General features: G+C 39.8%; 12 protein-coding genes and 5 pseudogenes. 4 read left to right on the top strand and 13 right to left on the bottom strand.

Translation table 11 applies throughout. From position 1 onward, the window contains the following. Nucleotides 1–45: 45 nt before the first annotated feature. The 7 genes and pseudogenes from NYR89_RS02385 to bioA form a co-directional block, all read right to left on the bottom strand. The gene (locus NYR89_RS02385; protein WP_279446186.1) at nucleotides 46–909 is read right to left on the bottom strand and encodes an EamA/RhaT family transporter; all 864 of its coding nucleotides are present in this window, start codon (nucleotides 907–909) and stop codon (nucleotides 46–48) included. 115 nt (nucleotides 910–1024) lie between these two features. Next, nucleotides 1025–1566 (bottom strand): annotated as a pseudogene (smrB, locus tag NYR89_RS02380) (endonuclease SmrB). Further along, nucleotides 1560–2202: pseudogene (gene bioD, locus NYR89_RS02375) on the bottom strand (dethiobiotin synthase). The pseudogenes smrB and bioD overlap by 7 nt, the downstream one beginning before the upstream one ends. Then, the gene (gene bioC, locus NYR89_RS02370) at nucleotides 2202–2972 is read right to left on the bottom strand and encodes a malonyl-ACP O-methyltransferase BioC (protein ID WP_279446185.1); all 771 of its coding nucleotides are present in this window, start codon (nucleotides 2970–2972) and stop codon (nucleotides 2202–2204) included. The pseudogene bioD and the gene bioC overlap by 1 nt, the downstream one beginning before the upstream one ends. After that, nucleotides 2960–3619 (bottom strand): DUF452 family protein, encoded by a 660-nt coding sequence (locus NYR89_RS02365; protein ID WP_279446184.1) that lies wholly within the window; start codon nucleotides 3617–3619, stop codon nucleotides 2960–2962. Before NYR89_RS02365 ends, bioC begins: the two co-directional genes overlap by 13 nt. 9 nt (nucleotides 3620–3628) lie before the next feature. Beyond that, on the bottom strand, nucleotides 3629–4792 hold the full coding sequence (locus NYR89_RS02360) for an 8-amino-7-oxononanoate synthase (RefSeq protein WP_279446183.1): 1164 nt from the start codon (nucleotides 4790–4792) through the stop codon (nucleotides 3629–3631). A gap of 28 nt (nucleotides 4793–4820) precedes the next feature. Further along, nucleotides 4821–6119, bottom strand: a complete 1299-nt coding sequence (gene bioA, locus NYR89_RS02355; protein WP_279446182.1) for an adenosylmethionine--8-amino-7-oxononanoate transaminase — start codon at nucleotides 6117–6119, stop codon at nucleotides 4821–4823. 92 nt (nucleotides 6120–6211) lie between these two features. Here bioA and prmB point away from each other — a divergent pair, with 92 nt between their 5' ends. After that, a complete protein-coding gene (gene prmB / locus NYR89_RS02350; protein ID WP_279446181.1) occupies nucleotides 6212–7156 on the top strand; it encodes a 50S ribosomal protein L3 N(5)-glutamine methyltransferase in 945 nt (314 codons plus the stop codon). A gap of 80 nt (nucleotides 7157–7236) precedes the next feature. Here the strand turns inward: prmB and greA are convergent. Continuing rightward, nucleotides 7237–7714, bottom strand: a pseudogene (gene greA / locus NYR89_RS02345) (transcription elongation factor GreA). A 94-nt stretch (nucleotides 7715–7808) separates the two neighbouring features. On the opposite strand from greA, the pseudogene dacB reads away from it, so the two are divergent. From dacB to ndk, 3 genes and pseudogenes are all read left to right on the top strand, one after another. Further along, nucleotides 7809–9250: pseudogene (dacB, locus tag NYR89_RS02340) on the top strand (serine-type D-Ala-D-Ala carboxypeptidase). Between the two features lie 124 nt (nucleotides 9251–9374). Further along, the gene (gene metG, locus NYR89_RS02335; protein ID WP_279446180.1) at nucleotides 9375–11429 is read left to right on the top strand and encodes a methionine--tRNA ligase; all 2055 of its coding nucleotides are present in this window, start codon (nucleotides 9375–9377) and stop codon (nucleotides 11427–11429) included. A gap of 54 nt (nucleotides 11430–11483) precedes the next feature. Next, on the top strand, nucleotides 11484–11900 hold the full coding sequence (gene ndk, locus NYR89_RS02330; RefSeq protein WP_279446179.1) for a nucleoside-diphosphate kinase: 417 nt from the start codon (nucleotides 11484–11486) through the stop codon (nucleotides 11898–11900). Between the two features lie 109 nt (nucleotides 11901–12009). Here ndk and NYR89_RS02325 read toward each other — a convergent pair whose 3' ends face one another. The 5 genes and pseudogenes from NYR89_RS02325 to glgB form a co-directional block, all read right to left on the bottom strand. After that, nucleotides 12010–14511: a glycogen/starch/alpha-glucan phosphorylase gene (locus NYR89_RS02325; RefSeq protein ID WP_279446178.1), complete on the bottom strand. Its 2502-nt coding sequence runs from the start codon at nucleotides 14509–14511 to the stop codon at nucleotides 12010–12012. Between the two features lie 29 nt (nucleotides 14512–14540). Next, nucleotides 14541–15977, bottom strand: a complete 1437-nt coding sequence (gene glgA, locus NYR89_RS02320) for a glycogen synthase GlgA (protein ID WP_279446177.1) — start codon at nucleotides 15975–15977, stop codon at nucleotides 14541–14543. 100 nt (nucleotides 15978–16077) lie between these two features. Next, entirely contained in the window at nucleotides 16078–17394 is a 1317-nt protein-coding gene (glgC, locus tag NYR89_RS02315) for a glucose-1-phosphate adenylyltransferase (protein ID WP_279446175.1), read from the bottom strand. A 9-nt stretch (nucleotides 17395–17403) separates the two neighbouring features. Then, nucleotides 17404–19391 (bottom strand): annotated as a pseudogene (glgX, locus tag NYR89_RS02310) (glycogen debranching protein GlgX). A gap of 3 nt (nucleotides 19392–19394) precedes the next feature. Beyond that, complete coding sequence (gene glgB / locus NYR89_RS02305; RefSeq protein WP_279446174.1) at nucleotides 19395–21707, bottom strand: 1,4-alpha-glucan branching protein GlgB; 2313 nt, start codon at nucleotides 21705–21707, stop codon at nucleotides 19395–19397. Nucleotides 21708–21869: the final 162 nt, after the last annotated feature.

The following is a 21869-nucleotide window of genomic DNA, read 5'->3' as shown; positions in this document are numbered from 1 at the left end:
TCAAACCGCATTATTGGGTAATTTCGATTATTGATTCAAATCGGATTATTTCCAATAAAATAAGCAAATAATCGCAATAATTGCAATAAAGACACCTAAGTAATTAATTTTATTGATTTTTTCTTTAAATACTAATGCACCGATAAATGTCCCTAAACAAATCACACCGAGGTTCATACCGGTAAACACTAAAGTCGGGTCATCTTTCATCACTTGGTGTGCTTTAATGTAGAATAAAATATTACAGAAATTCAATACGCCTAACACTAAGCCGACAACCACACTCGGTACGTGCCATTGCGTACGCTTCAGTAATAAATAAGCAAACATTAAACAACCGGCAAAAACAAAGGCGATAAACAACGTTACTGGGAAAGCCGAACCTGATTTAGCAATTTGTTTAAATAGCGTATCAGTCATGCCATAACCTAACCACACACAAGCAAGGCTAATAATCGCAATTTTACCGCCTTTACCCATACCGTGATGGGTTTTCCAAAGTAAGCAACCAAGTGCAACAAAAGCTAACACAAGAGCGATTAATTTATTTTGGGTAATTTGTTCGCCGAAAATGGTAAATGCCGCCAAAATCGGTAAAAACAGTGAAAGACGTTGTGCCGCATCGGTACGGATAATACCGGCAAACTCAAGCGATTTGGCTTGAATCAGGAAAATAGTCGGTAATAAGAAACCTAAGGCAAAAAACAAATAAGACGAAGGGCTATTCGCCACAATATCGACCACGGTTTGCCCTTTAAAATCAGGATTCAGTAAAAAATAGGTCATCGAAGTCGTGACGATATAGTTCACTGCGATACTTTGATCAATGGAAATTTGCTTTTGGCGTGCAACCTTAATCAGCACACCAACCGATACGCTACACAAAATAGCGATCACAAGTTCTAACATAAAAATTCTCCTTTATAAATAAAGGGTTACATTCTACAAATTTCCGAATCAGATAGATAGATCAATCGGTCGAATCTGTGCAAAATTTTGCAAAAATACGACCGCTTGTCATGAGTTATTTACGTTCAAATAAACGTCTTTCCGGACTTTCGATTTGTTCTACCAAAATCAAAATTGTCGCATCGCCCCCCCACTCTCTTGGTGCTTGGTGTAAAGCAATGATTTTAGGGTGTTGCACCAACCAGCGAGGGATTTGATCTTTCAAAGTACGTGTACCAAAACCGGTCATAATGCTGGCACAATAAACCTGTTCTCTCTCACATGCCAAAATTAGTGCCGCTAATTCTTTTTTCGCTTGTTCACGGGTTAAACCGTGCAAATCTAAAAAAGCTCCGGTTGAAAATCACCACGGCGTAATTGTTTCAAAATATACGGGTCAATGTCCGCACGCAAATATTTGATTTTCTCATTTTCTTCTCGTAATAACGGCTCATATTCATCCGAGAAGAAAAATTCCGTGTCTTTTTGTTCTTGTAGTTCTCTCAGCTCGTTAACTTTTTTACGAGGTGCTGTTTTCGGTACAAAAGTATCCTGTTTAATTTTTTTCGTGCCTTTTACCGCTTCTTGGAAAAGTGCAAAATCTTCGTTATCTAACATTCTTGTTTGTCCATTACTAAAAATTCCGCTTCCGGGAAATTGCATTCAATATATTCTCTTAAATAGTTTAGCGTACTTTGCTGAATAATTTCATCCGTTTGCGGATAACTATTATAGATCAAACTGACTAATGGAATCTGTTTTTGTTGGCACGCCATTAAACTGAGCAAGGTGTGATTAATCGAACCTAATCTGCCAGAAGTGACTAAAATCAGCGGTAATTGCTTTGCTCCGCAATATAATCAAGTGTGGTATGTTGGTTATCATAAGGCACAGCCAAACCACCTGCGCCCTCTAATAAAACATAATCATATTTTTCGGCTAACAATTGGCTGGCTTCGGCAATTTTATGCGTATCAATCACGGTATTTTCCATTTCCGCGCCAAATGTGGCGAACAAGGGTAATGAAAAAGATAAGGACAAGTAATACCGTCTTTATCCTCTTGAGTTAACGGCATATTTTGCATTTGGCGGTGTTGTAGAATATCACTGGAAATTCCCTCACAGCCGGTTTGAATCATTTTTTGTGTAATCACCGAGTAGCCTCGTTCTATCAAACGTTTAGCATAAAATCCGGTGGCAACCGTTTTGCCAATGTCGGTATCAATGCCCGATACGAAAATGATTTTGCCCATTATTTTTTCACTCCCAAAATAAAAATCGGCGCATAAGTCAAATAAACACCTTGTTCACAGCTAAATTGAGCTTGATATTGTTCACTAAATGCCATCAGCCTTTTGCGTGTCCAGGTTTGCGTACTAATTGCCGTTACCCCCGTTTTCCGCAGATGTTGCAACACGGCAAGCGGTGAAGCAAAGGTTAAACGAATCTGCTGTTGCGTAATCTGTAACTGGCTAAAGTCTTTACTTAACCAAGCATGCCAATCTGCTTGGCTTGGATAAGTCAGCCCAACACCCGTTAGTTGACGAATTTCCGCTAAATTTTCCGTTGTAAAACTATTAAATAGCAAAATACCATTCGACTGTAACAGATTCGCGACTTGCGAAACAAAAGTTTGCGGTTGTTCAAACCACTGTACTGCGGACGCAGAACTGATCAAATCAAATTGCCCTTCAAAAGCTAAATGTTCTGCATCACCGGCTACAAACTCAAAGGAAATAAGCGGTCGATTTTCACCAATTTTTTGCAAGACGCAATCTTGATAGACATTACTCAGATCATTGACGACCAAATGTTCCACTTGATATTCACGTACTAAATGCTGAGTTAAATCACCCGTGCCACAACCGATTTCTAACACTCGCCGAAAACATTGTTTGTTCGTTTTGGCGAGCAAATTTACCAATTGTCGATTAATCTGTTGTTGAGCGATCGCATGCTCGTCATATTCCGTGATATGGGTGGCAAAACGTTGTGCAATCAATGGCTTATCTAACTTTGCCATAATTGCTCCCACTCAGAAAAATGTTGCCAGAGATAATGCTCACCTTTAGGCATTTGTGTCATACGCACATTTTTATCTTGCCAAAAAGCTAGCTGATTTTGTGCCGAAAAAATACGATCTTTCTCGCCAATAATGACATTCGTCCAATGTAGCTTCGGCGTAACAAGATTTGCCTCGATTGCCGTATTCAATACCTCAAGTTCATGATGAATTTCGGTAAGGGAACGCTGTTCAGGTAATGCGAGGTAAGCATTTAACAACTGTTTATCGCCACACATTCGGCGTTCAAACTTCAAGCGATTTTCTGCATTTAATGTTTGTAATGTACCATTGAATATCTGTAGCGGAATGCCCCATTCATCGTGTTTAGGAAAAGGCGTACCGTTAATCGCAGTCGCAGAAGCTAAATTAATCTCCGGCAATACCTTTTCCGCCCCCCAAACGCCCATCGACCACGCTACTAATCGGACGGTTTGGTAACGGCTAAAATCAAAAGTCGGAAAATCTAAATCTTGGTAATCATAACAAATCAATAAGTCATAACCGTTCGGCAACGCTAAATGTGAGACAACCGATGCCGGCGTACCCCAACCGGCAAAATAAATAATCAAATTGGCTTGTTGAGTTGAAATCAATTTTGTTTTCACTTTTTCTCCTTATAAACAAGCAATTAAGCGATCTAATTCTTCTGTGGTTAAATCAGCGGTTAATGATAGGCGGATACGAGCCGTACCTTTCGGTACTGTCGGCGGGCGAATCGGCAAGCAATAAAAACCTTGTTGTTGCAATGTTTTGGCTTTTTGCACCGCTTGTTCGTTTTCTCCCACGACAAACGGAACAATGCAACTTTGCGTTTGTAACGGATAACTATTTTTCTGCTGTACCGCTTGTTTTAGCTTCTCACTGAGTCGCGCTAAATGCTGTCGTTTATGGTGAAATTCGGCTAACTGCTCAAATAAAAATGCCGTCCATGCAACATTTAGCGGCGGTAATGCGGTCGAAAAAATCAATGGACGCATCGTGTTAATTAAGTAATCTTTAATCACTTGATCGCACACCAAATAAGCTCCCATCGAAGCCAATGCTTTGCCGAAAGTGCCAACTAAAAAATCGATTTCTCCAATACAGCCCAGCACTTCCGCCATACCTAAGCCCTGTTCTCCGTATGCCCCGATTGCATGTGCCTCATCCACATACAACATAATGTGACATTGGTTGGCAAAGGCTTTTTTTAACGCCACGAGTTCAACCAAAGGTGCAACATTACCGTCCATACTAAAAATACTTTCGGTCACAATGATAATCCGCTCAAACTGAGTGGCATATTTGCTGAGTAATTGGCTTAAATGTTCGAGGTTATTATGTTGATAGCGATAAAAAGACACACCGGCTAAACGGATACCGTCAATCAAACTGGCGTGTACCAATTTATCGGCAAGAATAAGGGTATTTTTATCCGCTAACGCCGGCAGAATACCGATATTGGCATGATAACCGCTGTTAAATAACAAAGCCGCTTCTCGCTTAAAACGGTTGGCAATCAGCTGTTCAAAATCTTGGTAAATCGGGAAATTACCGGTCAGCAGACGAGAAGAAGATGAGGTAAGTGGAGTAACAAGCGGTTCATTTTCACTGATTTTTTGCAAAAATTGACGCTGTAAATGCTGGTCTGAAGCTAGCCCCAAATAATCATTTGAGGAAAAATTTAACATTCTGCGATTATCGGCAAGAATCCACTTGCCATCGTGTTGAATCGGCGGCAACGCTCGCTTTAAACCAGCTTGCGTTAATTCCGCTAACTTTTGTTCGAATACATTCATAAAACCTCCAATCAAATGTATTACGTTTTTATTCGTTATAAGCTATTTTTAATACTTGTAATAAGGCGCTAGTGAGTTGGGTTAATTCCGCCTGACTAATAATAAACGGCGGCATAATGTAAACCAGTTTGCCGAAAGGGCGAACCCAAATGCCGTGTTCGACAAATAATTTTTGTAGTGATACCAAATCAACCGGTTGTTGCATTTCTAATACACCGATTGCGCCTAATACTCGTACTTCCGCTACCGATTTAAATTGTTTCGCCGGGGTGAGTTCATCTATTAATTGCCGTTCAATACGTTGAATATTGGCTTGCCAATCACTTTCTAATAATAAATTAATCGATTCATAAGCAATCGCACAGGCAATCGGATTCGCCATAAATGTTGGACCGTGCATAAAACATTTTGCTTCTCCTTCACAAATAACCGTTGCAACTTTTTCTGTCGTGATGGTTGCCGATAAAGTCAAATAACCGCCTGTGAGTGCTTTGCCCAAACAAATAATATCCGGTACCACCTCAGCGTGTTCCAATGCAAATAATTTGCCGGTCCGCCCGAAGCCAGTGGCAATTTCATCGAAAATTAACAGAATCCCGAAACGGTCGCATAATTCTCTCGCCTTTTGTAAATACACCGGCGAATAGAAATACATCCCACCTGCACCCTGCACAACAGGTTCGAGAATTAATGCGGCAATCTCATCGCCATGTTGTTCAAATAACTCTTGCAGTGGCAAAATCGCTTCATCTCGCCAAACTTCTCCGAATTTCACACTCGGTTGCGGCAGAAAATATTGCACCGGTAAACTGGAATTGAATAGACCGTGCATACCGGTAACAGGATCGCAAACCGACATCGCATGCCAAGTATCGCCATGATAACCGGAGCGAATCGTAGCAAATTTAGTGCGTTTTTTAGCATTTTTTTGACCGCTTGCTTGGGCATATTGCAATGCCATCTTCATGGCGACTTCAACCGCTACCGAACCGCTATCTGCAAAGAAAATTTTATTCAGCTTAGGCGGTAAGATTTCCAATAATTTTTGCGAAAGTTTGACGGCTGGCTCATGGGTTAAACCACCAAACATAATGTGGCTCATTTTACTTAATTGTTCGGTTGTCGCCTGATTTAAACGAGGATGGTTATAGCCATGTAATGCGACCCACCATGAAGACATTCCGTCAATCAGTTTACGACCGTCCTTTAGGGTAATGATCACGCCGTCCGCTCGTTCTACCGGATAAACAGGAATAGGATGAGTAATGGAAGAATAAGGATGCCAAATGTGTTTTTGGTCTAGTTCGATAAGCTGAGTTATTCTCATTTTATTTTCCTTTAATTTTGCCGGATTCTAGCACAAAAAAACATATCGGTATAAAATAGAGCAATTTTTCATTATTTTTTAAAGGGACAATTATGTTTGAACATAACTTAGAATTATTAGAAGAAATTATCGAATCATCTGTTGCTGATGATTTAAAAACGATTCAAGATATGATGCGTTGGGCGTATAGCTATTTCAATGCTTCTGATCTCTATTATGGTCATGGGTTAGATAACCCTTGGGATGAAGCCCATCAACTTGTACTTAGTGCATTAAATTTGCCAATTGACGTGCCGGAAGCAATGTATTCGTCCAATCTAACTCGTATCGAGAAAGAACGTGTTATCGAAATGGTTCAACAGCGTTTAGGTATGCGTAAACCGGTTGCGTATTTAACCAATTCTGCGTGGTTCTGTGGAGAGGAATATTATGTGGACGAACGTGTTATTGTCCCTCGTTCGCCGATTGGAGAATTAATTACCAACGGCTTTAAAGGTTTATTAAAAAATGAACCGAAACGTATTTTAGATATGTGTACCGGTAGCGGTTGTATTGCCATTGCTTGTGCCAAACAATTCCCTAATGCGGAAGTCGACGCAGTCGATTTATCGCTTGATGCTTTAGATGTCGCACAAATTAATATTGAACGCCATCAAGTTGCACATCGTGTATTCCCGATCAGTTCGGACTTATTTAATGATATTCCACAAGATAAATATGATTTAATCGTGACTAATCCACCGTATGTTGATCAAGAAGATTTGGACGATATGCCTCACGAATTTCACCATGAACCGGAGTTAGCATTAGGTTCAGGCATTGACGGTTTAGATATTACTAAACGTATTCTTGCCGAAGCACCGAATTATCTTATCGATAACGGGGTATTGGTATGTGAAGTCGGTAACAGCATGGTACATTTGATTGAACAATTCCCTAGTGTACCATTCCATTGGCTCGAATTTAAAAATGGCGGACTAGGTGTATTTACCCTTACCCGAGAAGAATTAGTCAAACATCATCATTTATTCCAATAAACATAAAAAGCGGTCATTTCTCTTCCATTTTTTACAAAATTTTGAAGAAAAATGACCGCTTAACTTTATACGGAATTTAGTTAAATATATTCTACATTAATAATGTCAAATTCAACTTTACCGCCTGGTGTTACAATACTTACCGAATCGTCTACTTCTTTGCCGACTAAGCCGCGAGCAATCGGTGAGTTTACTGAAATTAAGCCTTCTTTAATATTTGCTTCATCATCGCCGACAATACGATAAGTCACTTCTTCATCTGTATCTGCATTGACCAAACTAACAGTTGCACCGAAAATCACTTTGCCGTTATTTGCCATTTTCGTCACATCAATAACTTGCGCATTCCCTAATTTACCTTCGATTTCTTGAATACGACCTTCACAGAAACCTTGCTGTTCACGTGCTTGCGTGGTATTCCGCATTTTCTTTTAAATCACCGTGTTCACGTGCTTCCGCAATCGCATCAATAATTTGTGGGCGGCGAACATTTTTTAAAAATTCTAATTCTTCACGAAGCAACTCTGCTCCACGCACCGTCATTGGAATTTGTTTCATTATTTATCCTTTTATAAAAATTTTAAGGTTTACGAATATAAGTGAAAGGGCTATTATTCAACGTCTTGTTAAAAATATCAACTCCCGAATTTATATGTTGTTTAAATCCGCCCGTTCCTTAATTTCTAAAATAACCTTATCTAGCATCTTACTTTCCTCTGTTGCGATAGCTGAAATTAATCCTTCTCAACTGGTAAGTTATTTACCACCCGGTGCATCTACTGCTTTTATTGCAAAGAATCTTGATACCGACCAAATTCTTACTCAATATCAGAGTGATATTTTTATGTTGCCTGCTAGCACTCAAAAAGTCTTTACCGCTTTAGCGACCAAATTAGCCTTACCACCAGATTTCCGTTTTCAAACTGCACTACTTACAAATGGTAAAGTGGAGAATGGCATGTTAAAAGGCGATTTGATTGCTAAATTTAGTGGCGATCCGGACTTAACAAGCGGTCAACTTTATCAATTAATTAACGAGTTAAAAAAGCAAGGTATCACTAAAATTGAAGGTAATTTAATTTTAGATACGGCGGTGTTTGCCAGTCACGATAAAGCGCCGGCTGGATTTGGAATGATTTAACCATGTGTTTTAATGCACCGCCTGCCGCAGTAAATGTTGATAATAATTGCTTTTACGTCAATTTAGATGCTAATCAAAAAGTCGGAGATCTTGCAAAAGTAAATATTCCTAGTGCTTATCCGGTACAAGTTTTTAGCTCAGCATATATTGTAGATAAATCTGAAGCCGCTTATTGCCAGCTGGATGTGGTTGTGAATGATAATAATCGCTACCAAATTAAAGGTTGTATGGCTCGTCAAACAGAACCTTTCGGACTCAGTTTTGCAGTTCAAGATCCGGCGATATATGGGGCGAATCTCATCAAGGCAAATTTGAAACGCCTTGGTATCGCCTTTGAAGGAAAAATTCAAGAACCACTCAATGCACAAAACGGGACATTATTAGCTGAACATTGGTCTGCACCGTTACCGGAGCTTCTCAAGAAAATGATGAAGAAATCTGATAACCAAATTGCTGATAGTCTATTTCGTACAATTGCTTATAAACAGCAAAATCGTCCAGCATCTTTTCCGTTAGCTAGCCATGTAGTGAGATCATTGCTAAAAAGCAAAGCTGGCATAAAATTCGATAATAGTGTCGTTGTAGACGGTTCGGGGTTATCTCGCCATAATCAAGTCAGTGCGACAACAATGTTACAAGCATTAGAATATATCGCTAAAAACGAGCAAAACTTGCAATTATTCGATACTTTTCCGATAGCAGGTGTAGACGGTACGCTTTCTGGACGAGGTTCTATCGCCATAGAACCGTTCGCTAAAAATCTGATTGCCAAAACAGGCTCATTAAAAGGCGTATATAATCTCGCCGGTTTTATGAAAAATGCTCGTGGTGAACGAATCGCTTTTGTACAATTTGTGAATGGTTATTCAACCGGAGAACTTGAAAGTAAAACTAAACGAGCCGCTTTAGTCAATTTTGAACAAAATCTTTATATGGCACTTTATAACGAATAAAACTTCACACATACTCAATATGCCTGTACTGGAAAAATCATCGCTTTTCGGCTACAATTTCCAGTAAATTTTTAGATGAAATGGAATAAAATCCATAGCAGATTTTTACTTACGAGAATTACGAATGTCAAACCAAAAAAGAAAAATGCTGGTCACTTGTGCTTTGCCTTATGCAAACGGTGCAATCCATTTAGGCCATATGCTTGAACATATCCAAGCGGATATTTGGGTACGCTTCCAGCGTATGCGTGGTAATGAAATCCACTTTGTCTGTGCAGACGATGCACACGGTACGCCGATTATGCTTAATGCGACAAAACAAGGTATTACCCCTGAACAATTAATTGAAAAAGCCAAAACCGATCACATCGCAGATTTCAAAGGCTTCAATATCAGTTTCGATAACTATCATTCGACTCATAGTGAAGAAAACCGTGAAATTACTACCGAAATGTATAAAAAATTACGTGCTAACGGTTTTATCAAAAGTCGTGTAATTTCTCAGTTATTCGACCCTGAAAAACAAATGTTTCTTCCGGATCGTTTTGTAAAAGGTACTTGTCCGAAATGTAAAGCGGAAGATCAATATGGTGATAACTGTGAAGTGTGTGCATCAACTTACAGCCCGATGGATCTTATCAATCCTCGTTCTGCCGTGTCTGGTGCAACGCCAATCGTAAAAGAATCTGAACACTTTTTCTTCGATTTGCCAAGTTTTGAAGGTATGTTAAAAGAATGGACGCGTTCAGGTTCATTACAATCGGAAATCGCGAATAAAATGCAAGAATGGTTCGAAAGCGGTTTACAGCAATGGGACATCAGCCGTGATGCGCCTTATTTCGGTTTCCCGATTCCGGATGCGGAAAATAAATTCTTCTACGTATGGTTGGATGCGCCTATCGGCTATATGGCGTCATTCAAAAATTTATGTGATCGCGGCTTAAACTTTGATGAGTTTTGGAAAAAAGACTCGGAAACCGAGCTTTATCACTTTATCGGTAAAGATATCGTTTACTTCCACAGCCTTTTCTGGCCGGCGATGTTAGACGGTTGTGAATTACGTAAACCGACCAATGTATTTGCACACGGTTATGTCACGGTTGATGGTGTGAAAATGTCAAAATCACGCGGTACCTTTATTCAAGCAAGTACCTATTTAAAACATATCGATCCGGAATGTTTACGTTATTACTATGCGGCAAAACTGAACGAGCGTATTGAAGACTTAGATTTAAGCCTTGAAGATTTCGTACAACGTGTAAACAGCGATATCGTTAATAAACTAGTGAACCTTGCTTCACGTAATGCAAGTTTTATTGCAAAACGTTTTGAAGGCAAACTGGCTGATAAATTAGAAGACGAAGCGCTTTTCGCAGAATTTATTGCACAATCGGAACAAATCGCAACACATTATGAAAATCGTGAATTTAACAAAGCGATTCGTTTAATTATGGATCTTTGTGATAAAGCGAATAAATATGTCGATGATAAAGCGCCTTGGGTGATCGCAAAACAAGAAGGGCGTGAAGCGGAATTACAATCGGTTTGTTCAATGGGTATTGAATTATTCCGTGTGTTAATGAGTTACTTAAAACCGGTGTTGCCACAGTTAGCGGAACGTGCTGAAGCCTTCTTACAAGCAGAATTAACGTGGAACAACATTCGCCAACCATTATTAGGTAAAAATGTCGCACCGTTTAAATCATTGTTCTCTCGTCTTGAGAAAAAACAAATTGATGCGGTGATTGAAGAAACTAAGGCGCTGTTTGCAGAGCAAAATAAAGCAGAAGATAAAAAAGGAAAACAAAAAGTGGAAAATACCGAAAATACGGCTGTTGAGCCTATCGCGCCGGAAATCACAATTGATGATTTCGCAAAATTAGATTTACGTGTGGCAAAAGTGATTAGCTGTGAAGCCGTACCGGAATCAAACAAATTATTAAAATTCCAATTAGATTTAGGTGATCACCAACGTCAAGTGTTATCAGGTATTAAAGCGGCTTATAACAATCCGGAAGAATTAGTCGGCCGTTTTGTGATTATGGTAGCAAACCTTGCTCCACGTAAAATGAAATTCGGTGTATCGGAAGGTATGATCTTATCAGCTGGCACCGGCGGTGCAGACTTATTCTTACTTTCAGCTGATGAAGGTATCCGCCCGGGTATGCAAGTAAAATAAAAGCAACAACAAGCGGTGAGATTCACCGCTTTTTTTGCGAATTAAGGAGAAACAATGATCCAACAAACGCTTTGTTTAATTAAACCCGATGCAACAAAACGTAATTTAATCGGTAAAATTCTTAGCCATTTAGAAGAAGCGGGCTTAACCATTAAAGCACTCAAAAAAGTACAACTCACCCAAGCACAAGCGGAAGGCTTCTATGCCGAACACCAAGGTAAGGAATTTTTTGCGCCGTTAGTCGAATTTATGATTTCGGCACCGATTGTTGCGGTGGTACTTGAAGGTGAAAACGCTATCGCTCACTACCGTGAATTAATGGGTGCAACTAACCCGGAACAACGTAAAGCCGGCACGATTCGAGCGCTCTACGCTATCAGCGGTCGTGAGAATTCGGTTCACGGTTCAGATTCCGAGCAATCGGCAAAACGTGAAATCGCATACTTCTTCACACCGAATGAAATTATTTAAGCGAGACTAAAAAGAAAGCCGTTTGTTCAAAACAAACGGCTTTTTTAGCACTTACAAGCAGTCAAATTTCAGCAAAGTTTTGCAAGAAACAGACCGCTTGTCCATATTATTAACGAATAATCAATAGCTTACTTGAGCTTTCAATAATACTCGCCAAATCAGTATTTTCTTTTAATTGCACCTCATCCATTGGCTCTATATGCCAGATATCTCGTGCGTAATCTAATACCGAGCGATCTGATGAGAAATAGCCCATATTGGCAATATTGATAATTGCCGAACGCGTCCAAGCTTTCTTATTGCGATAAGCGTACGCAACTCGTTCTTGCGCTTCAACATAGCTACGGAAATCCGCACAGGCTTGGTAATAGTCACCTGAATTTAGAATCAGATCTTGATAACGATACGGATCATCCGGGGAGAATTTACCGTTTAAGATTTGCGAAACCGCCTCATTTAATTCACCGTCCGTTTCATAATAATGATACGGCGAATAACCATTACGACGCAGCTCTTCCACCTGTTCTACGGTATTACCGAAAATAAAGATATTTTCTTTACCGACGTGATCTAAAATTTCTACATTCGCGCCGTCTAACGTCCCGATAGTTAGCGCACCGTTTAAGGCAAACTTCATATTAGACGTACCTGATGCCTCAGTACCCGCCAATGAAATTTGTTCGGACACATCCAGCGCCGGAATGATCATCTGCGCCAGTGATACGCCATAATTTGGAATAAATACCACCTTGATCAAATCACGTACTCGTTCATCATTATTGATGACATTTGCAACATCGTTAATCAAACGAATGACTTTCTTCGCCGCATAATAAGCACTTGCCGCTTTACCGGCAAAGATAAACACTCGTGGTGTCCAATCCGCATTCGGATTTTTTAAGATACGGTTATATAACGTAATAATATGTAATACGTTTAACTGTTGGCGTTTATATTTGTGAATACGTTTAACCTGTACATCAAAAATCGCTTCCGGATTGAGTTTGATACCTAAATTTTTCTCAACATAATCCGCTAATTTACGTTTATTCTCATATTTCACTGCGGCAATTTCAGCTTGAACATCCGCATCGTCTACAAAGACATTAAATTTCTCTAATTCGCTGAGATCGGTTAGCCAATTTTTCCCGATACGTTTATCTAAAATATTGGCTAAACCCGGGTTGGCAATTTTAATCCAACGGCGAGGGGTTACCCCATTGGTGACATTGGTGAAACGATCCGGATAAATACGAGCAAAGTTGGCAAAAATGGATTCCACCATTAAATCCGAGTGGATTTTTGCCACACCGTTTACTTTGCTTGAAGCCACAACCGCCACCCACGCCATACGCACTCGGCGATCACCCTGTTCATCAATCAGTGACACACGTTGTACTAAATCTTCTTCACCCGGGAATTTCTCACGTACTTCATTTAAGAACCATTCGTTGATTTCAAAAATAATACCTAGGTGACGCGGTAAAATACGCCCTAACATTTCCACCGGCCAAGTTTCCAATGCTTCGCTCATTAAGGTGTGGTTAGTATAGTAGAAAATTTTGCGAGTCATATTCCACGCTTGATCCCAACTATAGCCTTTCTCATCAATCAGAATACGCATTAGCTCCGGTACGGCAAGTGTTGGATGAGTATCATTTAAGTGAATCGCGACTTTATCCGCTAGATTAATACAAGAACCACACTCTGCTTCATGACGGCGAATAATATCTTGCACCGAAGCGGAACAGAGGAAATATTCTTGGCGTAAACGTAATTCACGTCCATTATAAGTTGAATCGTCAGGATAAAGCACACGAGAAACGTTCTCTGAAAGATTCTGGCGACTCATTGCTGAAAAATAATCGCCACGGTTGAAATCTGCTAAACCGAAACCTTTTCCCGAAGCGTGTGCCGACCATAAACGTAAGCTATTAGTTGAGGTTGTTTCATAACCCGGAATCAGTTGATCGTGTGCTTGAGCAACAATTTCTTCATCTGCTTGCCATACAACTTTCGAGCCTTCATTCCATACACGTCCGCCAAAACGAATCGGGAAACGTTTACTTGAGCGTAAATATGGCCATACAAACTCATTTTCCAACCATTGATCCGGCTGTTCAACTTGTTCGCCATTACGAATTTCTTGACGGAACATACCATATTCATAACGGATACCATAACCAATAGCCGGAATTTTCATTGCGGCAAGACTGTCCATATAACAAGCGGCTAAACGTCCTAAACCGCCGTTACCTAATCCCGGATCACCCTCTTCGTTAATAATCTCTTCTAAATTTTGACCAAGTTCTTTTAATGTTGCATCAATCAGTTCATAGACACCTTCTGCGATCATTGCATTTGAGAAGGTTCTCCCCATTAAGAATTCCATTGAAAGATAATATACACGACGGTCGCCATTTGCCATTTGGCTACGGCGTGTCTGCAACCAAGATTCAGTAGATAGATCACGCACAACGCGTAATGCGGCATTAAGCCAGTTACGTTTACTTGCATCACGAGGCTCTACCCCTAGAGCAAACACCATCTTATATAAAATAGCATCTTTAACTTGTTGAATATTCTCCGGACTTAAAACCTTATTGCCCATTTGCGACTCCTAATAATAAATTAAATTCGTTATACAATTTCTTGATAAATAGCTTGATATGAAGCGCTGACTCTCGCCCATCCAAAATCTTGGGCTAACGCATTTTGGCGTACACTTGACCATAATTTTTGTTTTTGCCACAAGTTTACTGCTCGCTGGAAAGCCTCTAAGAAATCATCACTACTCGGATAATTAAATACAAAACCGGTAGCCGTTCTTTGTTCTATCGTTTCTTTATGACTATCTACAACAGTATCGGCTAATCCCCCCGTACGACGGACAAGAGGTAAGGTACCATATTTTAAGCCGTAAAGCTGGGTTAAACCGCATGGTTCAAAACGGCTAGGCACTAGAATCACATCGCCACCGGCAATAATTTGATGAGAAAGTGCTTCGTTATAGCCGATATAGATCCCAATTTGTTCAGGATAGCGACTACGAGCTTCATTTAATAAGTACTCTAAATGAGGCGATCCACTACCTAACACAATAAGTTGTACGGGTTGAGTCATCACATCATCAATACGATCAAGCAGAAAATCCGCACCTTTTTGCTCGGTTAAACGAGTCACCATTACCATCAACATTGCATCTTTATCTTCCGGTAGGTGGAACATTCTCTGTAATTCCACTTTATTTTTCGCTTTTCCGTGCATATAACTCGGTTTATAGGTCGCAACAATATTCGTATCTGTTTCCGGATTCCAAACAGCATCATCTACCCCGTTCAATACACCATGTAATCGACCTTGTGCTTTACGAGTTTGTAATAAACCGTGCATACCGCCACCAGCGATTTCTTCGGTAATTTCCAACGCATAAGTTGGGCTTACTGTTGTAATTTTATCTGCAAAATATAATCCGGCTTTAAGATATGAAATCTCACCATAAAACTCTAAACCTTCGGCTTGGAAGAAATGCCAAGGTAAACCTAATTCGTGCAGATGATATGAATGGAATCGTCCTGGATACGCAATGTTATGAATAGTAAATACACTTTTTACCGGACTATTCCAACTTTTCAGGTAAGCACAGGCTAAACCGCCTTGCCAATCGTGAGCATGTAGAATATCTGCTTTACCCCACCATTTATCCAATCCCTCAGAAATTTGTGCACCTAAATAGCCTAAAAGCGCAAAACGTTTATAGTTATCCGGATAATCTGCATAGCCCGAATCATGGTATGGATTTCCCGAACGCTGAAATAAATGCGGTGCATCAATCACATACACACCTAAACCATTAAAATAAGTAAAACGAATCGTTACTAAACCGGCAAATGTGCCAATTGTCGCCACTTCATTAGTTTCTCCGATTTTTTCCGCCACTTGGGGATACAGAGGAAGCAACACTCGAACATCATTGCCTGCTGTTTGTAGTGCATAAGGTAATGCTCCCATCACATCGGCTAATCCGCCCGTTTTAATTAACGGATACATTTCTGAGCAAATATGTAAAATTTTCATCTAATTGCCATTTCATTGATTGTAAAAAATAAAAAAATCCGACCGCTTATAGAAACGGTTAAAGGACGTACAATGTACGTCCTTGATCCATAAACATTATCTAAATAGATTGATTTAATTCCGCTTCAGATTGTTGCTTTTGTAAAGCATCCAACATACCTCGCGTAACTAACACGATTCCGCCTTTACTTACACGGAAGCGTTTCGCATCATCTTCTGCATTTACCCCAATTTGTAAGCCATCAGGAATAACGCAGTGACGGTCAATCACTGCACGTTTAATCACACAGTTTTTACCAATCGTGACTTGTGGAAGAATAACACTATGCTCAATGATTGCTTCGGCTTCAACGTGTACACGATTAAATAATACTGAATTACTGATTTCAGCATCGGTAATCACACAACCACCGGCAATTAACGAGTTATCTAAAGTACGTTGTCTTTGTTTATTATAGTAAAAACGTGCCGGCGCAGTTTGTTGTGGGCGACCGTGAATCGGCCAAGATTCATCATATAAATCTAATTGTGGCTGTTCTGAAACGAGATCCATATGAGCCGACCAATAACTATCAATCGTACCAACATCACGCCAATAAATTGCCCCACTTGCATTTCTACCTTTGCAAGAGCGCTCAAACGGATGTGCGTATAATACGCCCTCTTCTACCGCTTTCGGAATAATATCTTTACCAAAATCGTGTGATGTACCCGGCGATGATGCCTCTTGTTCTAACATTTTATAGAGATAATCTGCATCAAATACATAAATACCCATTGAGGCAAGCGATGAATCAGGTCTACCCGGCATTGCTGGCGGATTCGCCGGTTTCTCGACAAATTCTTTGACTTTTAATTTATCGTTTACTGCCATTACACCAAATTCTGTTGCTTGCTCACGTGGCACTTCGATACAACCAACCGTACATTTAGCACCACTTTCTACGTGGTCACGCAACATCTGGGTATAATCCATTTTATAGATATGGTCGCCAGCTAAAATCACGACATATCTAGGACGATAATGCGATTTCATAATCGCCATATTTTGATAAACCGCATCCGCTGTACCACGATACCAAGTATTCTCATCCAATTGCTGACGAGCCGGTAACATATCAATATATTGGTTACGTTCATACGGAAGGAAAGACCATCCGCGTTGTAAATGGCGAAGTAACGAGTGTGCCGCATACTGGGTAATCACACCGACTTTTAATAAATTAGAGTTAATGCAGTTTGATAATGCAAAGTCAATAATACGACGACAACCACCAAAATACACGGCAGGCTTTGCCCGTTTATCGGTTAATTCATAAAGACGAGAACCACGACCACCCGCTAAGATAAGCACTAATGTATCATTAGTAATATCAAGACCTGTTTTTGTCAGATCATTTTTTTCTTGTGTAAGCATAATTTTCTCCTAGGCTAATAGGCCTAATTTTCTCTGAAGCACACATACGCCCATGTGTTCCAATTGCAAAGCAATCGATTGCGTATTTGCTACTAGAGTTGCAATATTTTTACCGATACAAATATGCCATTTTCCATCAGGTAAAACATATTGCTGGGTGGTTTTCTTGGCATTGATTAAAATCAACCAATGATCTTGTAACAGAATTTGTAACGCTTTTAATTGCTTATTATGCCAATCTGCCACTTCCATCAATGTTCCTTGCGGAGAAAACCATTGAACATCGTTTTTCGTCCACCAATGATTTTGATGAGAAAGCAAAGCAATTTGCTTACGTAATGCAATCCATTTCGCTACATATTCTATTCTTGATTCGTTCACATTTTGCCAATCAATCCAAGTTGTTTCATTATCTTGGCAATAACCGTTATTATTGCCTTTTTGAGAATGACCCAACTCATCGCCGGCAAGTAACATTGGCACACCATTTGATAAAAATAGCGTAGCTAATAGACTACAAGCGGTTTGATCTCGCAAAATATTTACAAATTCGTTATCCGTTTCTCCTTCAACACCGTGATTATTGCTATGATTATGACTCTCGCCATCACGATTACACTCACCATTTGCTTCATTATGTTTGTTGTTATAACTCACGAGATCTTGTAACGTAAAACCGTCATGAGAAGCAAAATAATTAATACTTTTTGCCGGAGAATATTGCCAATATAGGTCATCACTCCCGGCTAAACGCCGTGCAAATTCACTCAAATTACCGCTTTCGCACAAGAAAAAATCTCGCATTGTCGTACGATATTTATCATTCCATTCGGCAAATTGCGGCGGAAATCCACCGACTTGGTAGCCATTAGGACCAATATCCCAAGGCTCCGCAATGAATTTAATATGTTGTAATTCCGGTGTTTGTTTAATTTTTTCAAAAAATGGGGTCGCTATATCAAAATTTGGTGTTCGACCAAGTGTCGTTGCCAAATCAAAACGGAAGCCATCTATATGACATTCATTTACCCAATGCACCAAACTATCTACCGCCCATTGACAAACTTGTGGATGGGTCAGATTAAGAGCATTACCACAACCGGTCCAATTTTGATATTCGCCTTGCTCGTCCAACCAATAATAATTTGGGTTATCAATGCCTCTTTGACACAACATAAACCCGTCTTTTCCGCCTTCTGCCGTATGGTTGTAAACTACATCTAAAATGACCTCAAAACCATTTTGGTGGAGCATTTTGACTAAATGCTTAAATTCACAAATTGGATCCTCTTGATTACTTGCTAAACGAGGCTCAACAGCAAAATGCCCGATAACACTATATCCCCAGTAATTCGTCTTACCCATTTTTTGCAAATGCACTTCATCTATATAGCGACTAATCGGTTGTAATTCGATTGTCGTGACACCTAAACGCTTTAAATGAGCGATAGATTCAGGATGAGCTAAACCGGCATAAGTACCACGTAAATTCGGTGGAATTTTATGATTTAATTGGCTAAATCCTTTTATATGCAATTCATAAATAATGGTTTCTGACCAAGGGTAATTCGGTCTTTTCTCATTTTGCCAATCAAAGTTATCTTCATTTACTACAACGGACTTAGGGGCTAAATGAGCATTATCACGAGGATCATCCCACTGAAAATATTGCAATTCATCTTCAGTTTTAGCCGAAGGATTCCCGATAATTTGTTTAGCATACGGATCTAATAACACCTTTTGCGGATTAAATAACGCCCCGTTTTTCTCATCCGTCAAACCGCTAACACGGAAACCGTAACGCGTACCGGCTCCGACATTTTCGACAAATAAATGCCATATATCAGCAGTACGCGCATCGGAAAACGTAATTCTTGGCAATTATCAAAAATACAAAGCTCAATAGCGGTCGCATTTTCCGAAAATATTGCAAAGTTTGTACCATTTTCGACCGCTTTCGCACCTAATGGCATTGGGCTACCCGCTGTTACTCTCATTGCTTACTTCTTATTTTTATATTGTTTTTTCTCTGTTTTCGATTTTTTAAGCGTTTTCGATGCTTTTACATAAGTAACACCTTTCGCTTTTGTTATATTAGCCGCCTTCTCTTTTTTCACGTTAGGCTGACAACGGATAAAAATCGTTGATAACGGTGGAATGGAAAGCTCAATCGAAAAATCTTTACCGTGTGAGGCGATTTTTTCACATTTAATTTCACCATAATTCCCCACATTGCTACCTTCGTAATAAGCCGCATCCGAATTTAAAATCTCGGTATATGTTCCTTCTTGATTCACGCCGATACGGTAATTATGACGAACAATCGGGGTAAAGTTACTGACCACAATGATACTTTCCCCTTCTTTAGCTTTACGCTCAAAGGCAAAGATGGATTGTTGCCAATCATCAACGACTAACCATTCAAAACCTTGAGGGTCATAATCTAACTGATAAAGTGCCGGATATTGTTTATAAACTCGGTTCAAATCTCGCACCCAATTCAACACACCTTTATGCCAACCACCGCCTTGTTCGCCTAATAAGAACCAATCCAGGCTTTCGTTGTAATTCCATTCACGACCTTGGGCAAACTCATTCCCCATAAACAGTAATTTTTTACCCGGATAACCCCACATATAGCCGTAATAAGCACGTAAATTCGCAAATTTTTGCCAACAATCACCTGACATTTTGCCAAGTAACGATCCTTTACCGTGTACAACCTCATCATGTGAAAGCGGTAATATAAATTTTTCACTGTATTGATACATCATGCCGAATGTCATCCAATCGTGATGATACTGACGATAAATCGGATCAAGCGACATATAACGTAAGGTATCGTTCATCCAACCCATGTTCCATTTATAGTCGAAACCGACGCCGTTTTCCGCTGGACTATGCGTAATGCCGGCAAATGAAGTGGACTCTTCCGCAATTACAACCGCATCGTTGCCTTCTTTTTCTAACATTTGATTTGTTTTACGTAGGAAATCCAATGCTTCTAAATTTTCTCGTCCACCATATTGATTCGGAATCCATTCCCCGTCTTTACGGGAATAATCGCGATAAATCATTGAAGACACCGCATCAACACGCAATCCGTCAATGCCGAATCGCTCGGTCCAATACAAGGCATTTCCAGAAAGATAATTAAGCACTTCATGACGACCATAATTAAAAATTAAGGTATTCCAATCTTGATGATAGCCTTCTCTTGGATCTTGATGCTCGTATAAATGCGAACCGTCAAATTGTGCTAATCCGTGCGAATCAGTTGGGAAATGTCCGACAACCCAGTCAAGAATGACATTGATTCCTGCCTCATGAGCTTTACGAATAAAAGTACGTAAATCTTCCGGAGAACCAAATCGACTAGTCGGAGAATAAAGACCGGTCGGTTGATAGCCCCAAGAGCCGTCAAACGGATATTCCGTAATTGGCAATAATTCGATATGCGTAAATCCCATATCTTTTACATAAGGAATCAGTTCATTAGCGATTTCTTCGTAATTCAACCAATAGTTATTTTCAAGATTACGACGCCATGATCCAAGATGAACTTCATATATAGAAATCGGCTGATCCGCTTCATTCGTTCGACGTAAATTATCTGGTATCGCCATTTTTTCCGGTAAACCGGTCACGACCGAAGCGGTATCCGGGCGGAATTGAGAAGCAAATGCGTAAGGGTCCGATTTCAGACGAATCGCACCATTGCTGTCTAAAATTTCAAATTTATAAAGTGCCCCTTTCTCAACATTTGGTAAGAAAATATCCCAAATGCCACTTTCCGAGTGAAAACGCATCGGATTCAAACGTCCGTCCCAATAATTAAAATCGCCCACAACGGACACACGGCGAGCATTCGGGGCCCATACACTAAAATGTACGCCGGAAATCCCTTCTTGGCTTTCTAAATGTGCACCTAGTTTTTCATAAGGACGAAGATATGTACCTTCGGATAATAACCAATTATCCAAAGGTAAAAGAGAAGATGTAAAACGATAAGGATCTTCCATTTCAATTTCCGCTAACGAGTAACCAACCCGTAAACGGTAATTTAAAGAAGGATATTGAGTAGCTAATGTCGCAATGAATAAACCACAGTCATCAATTTTTTGTGTTTCTGCTAATACTTTACCTTCTCTATCAATGATAGTAACTGAGGTAGCCTCAGGTAAAAATACTCGGATAACGGATGTATCATTTACTTGATGTAACCCGAGGTAGGAAAAAGGGTCTTTACAATAGGCTTGGGAAAGTTGCTCTATAAAAATTAAATCCTGTTTCGAATACATATAACTACTCATACTCTCCCCCTACATTTTTTCAGAAACTAAATTATTGTTCTTTTTTACGAAAACGTTTGCATTATAACACCGGCTTTATAATTCCGCTGAATCAGTATTGATTTTTGTGATTAAAGTCATAGTTTTCCCTGCAAAAATGCGAACCAGATCACATTTTTTGAC

The organism is Actinobacillus arthritidis (assembly GCF_029774155.1).
GTDB classification, from domain to species: domain Bacteria; phylum Pseudomonadota; class Gammaproteobacteria; order Enterobacterales; family Pasteurellaceae; genus Actinobacillus; species Actinobacillus arthritidis.
Note: the sequence above shows the minus strand (reverse complement) of the source record. Positions and strands in the feature narration are given on the sequence as shown.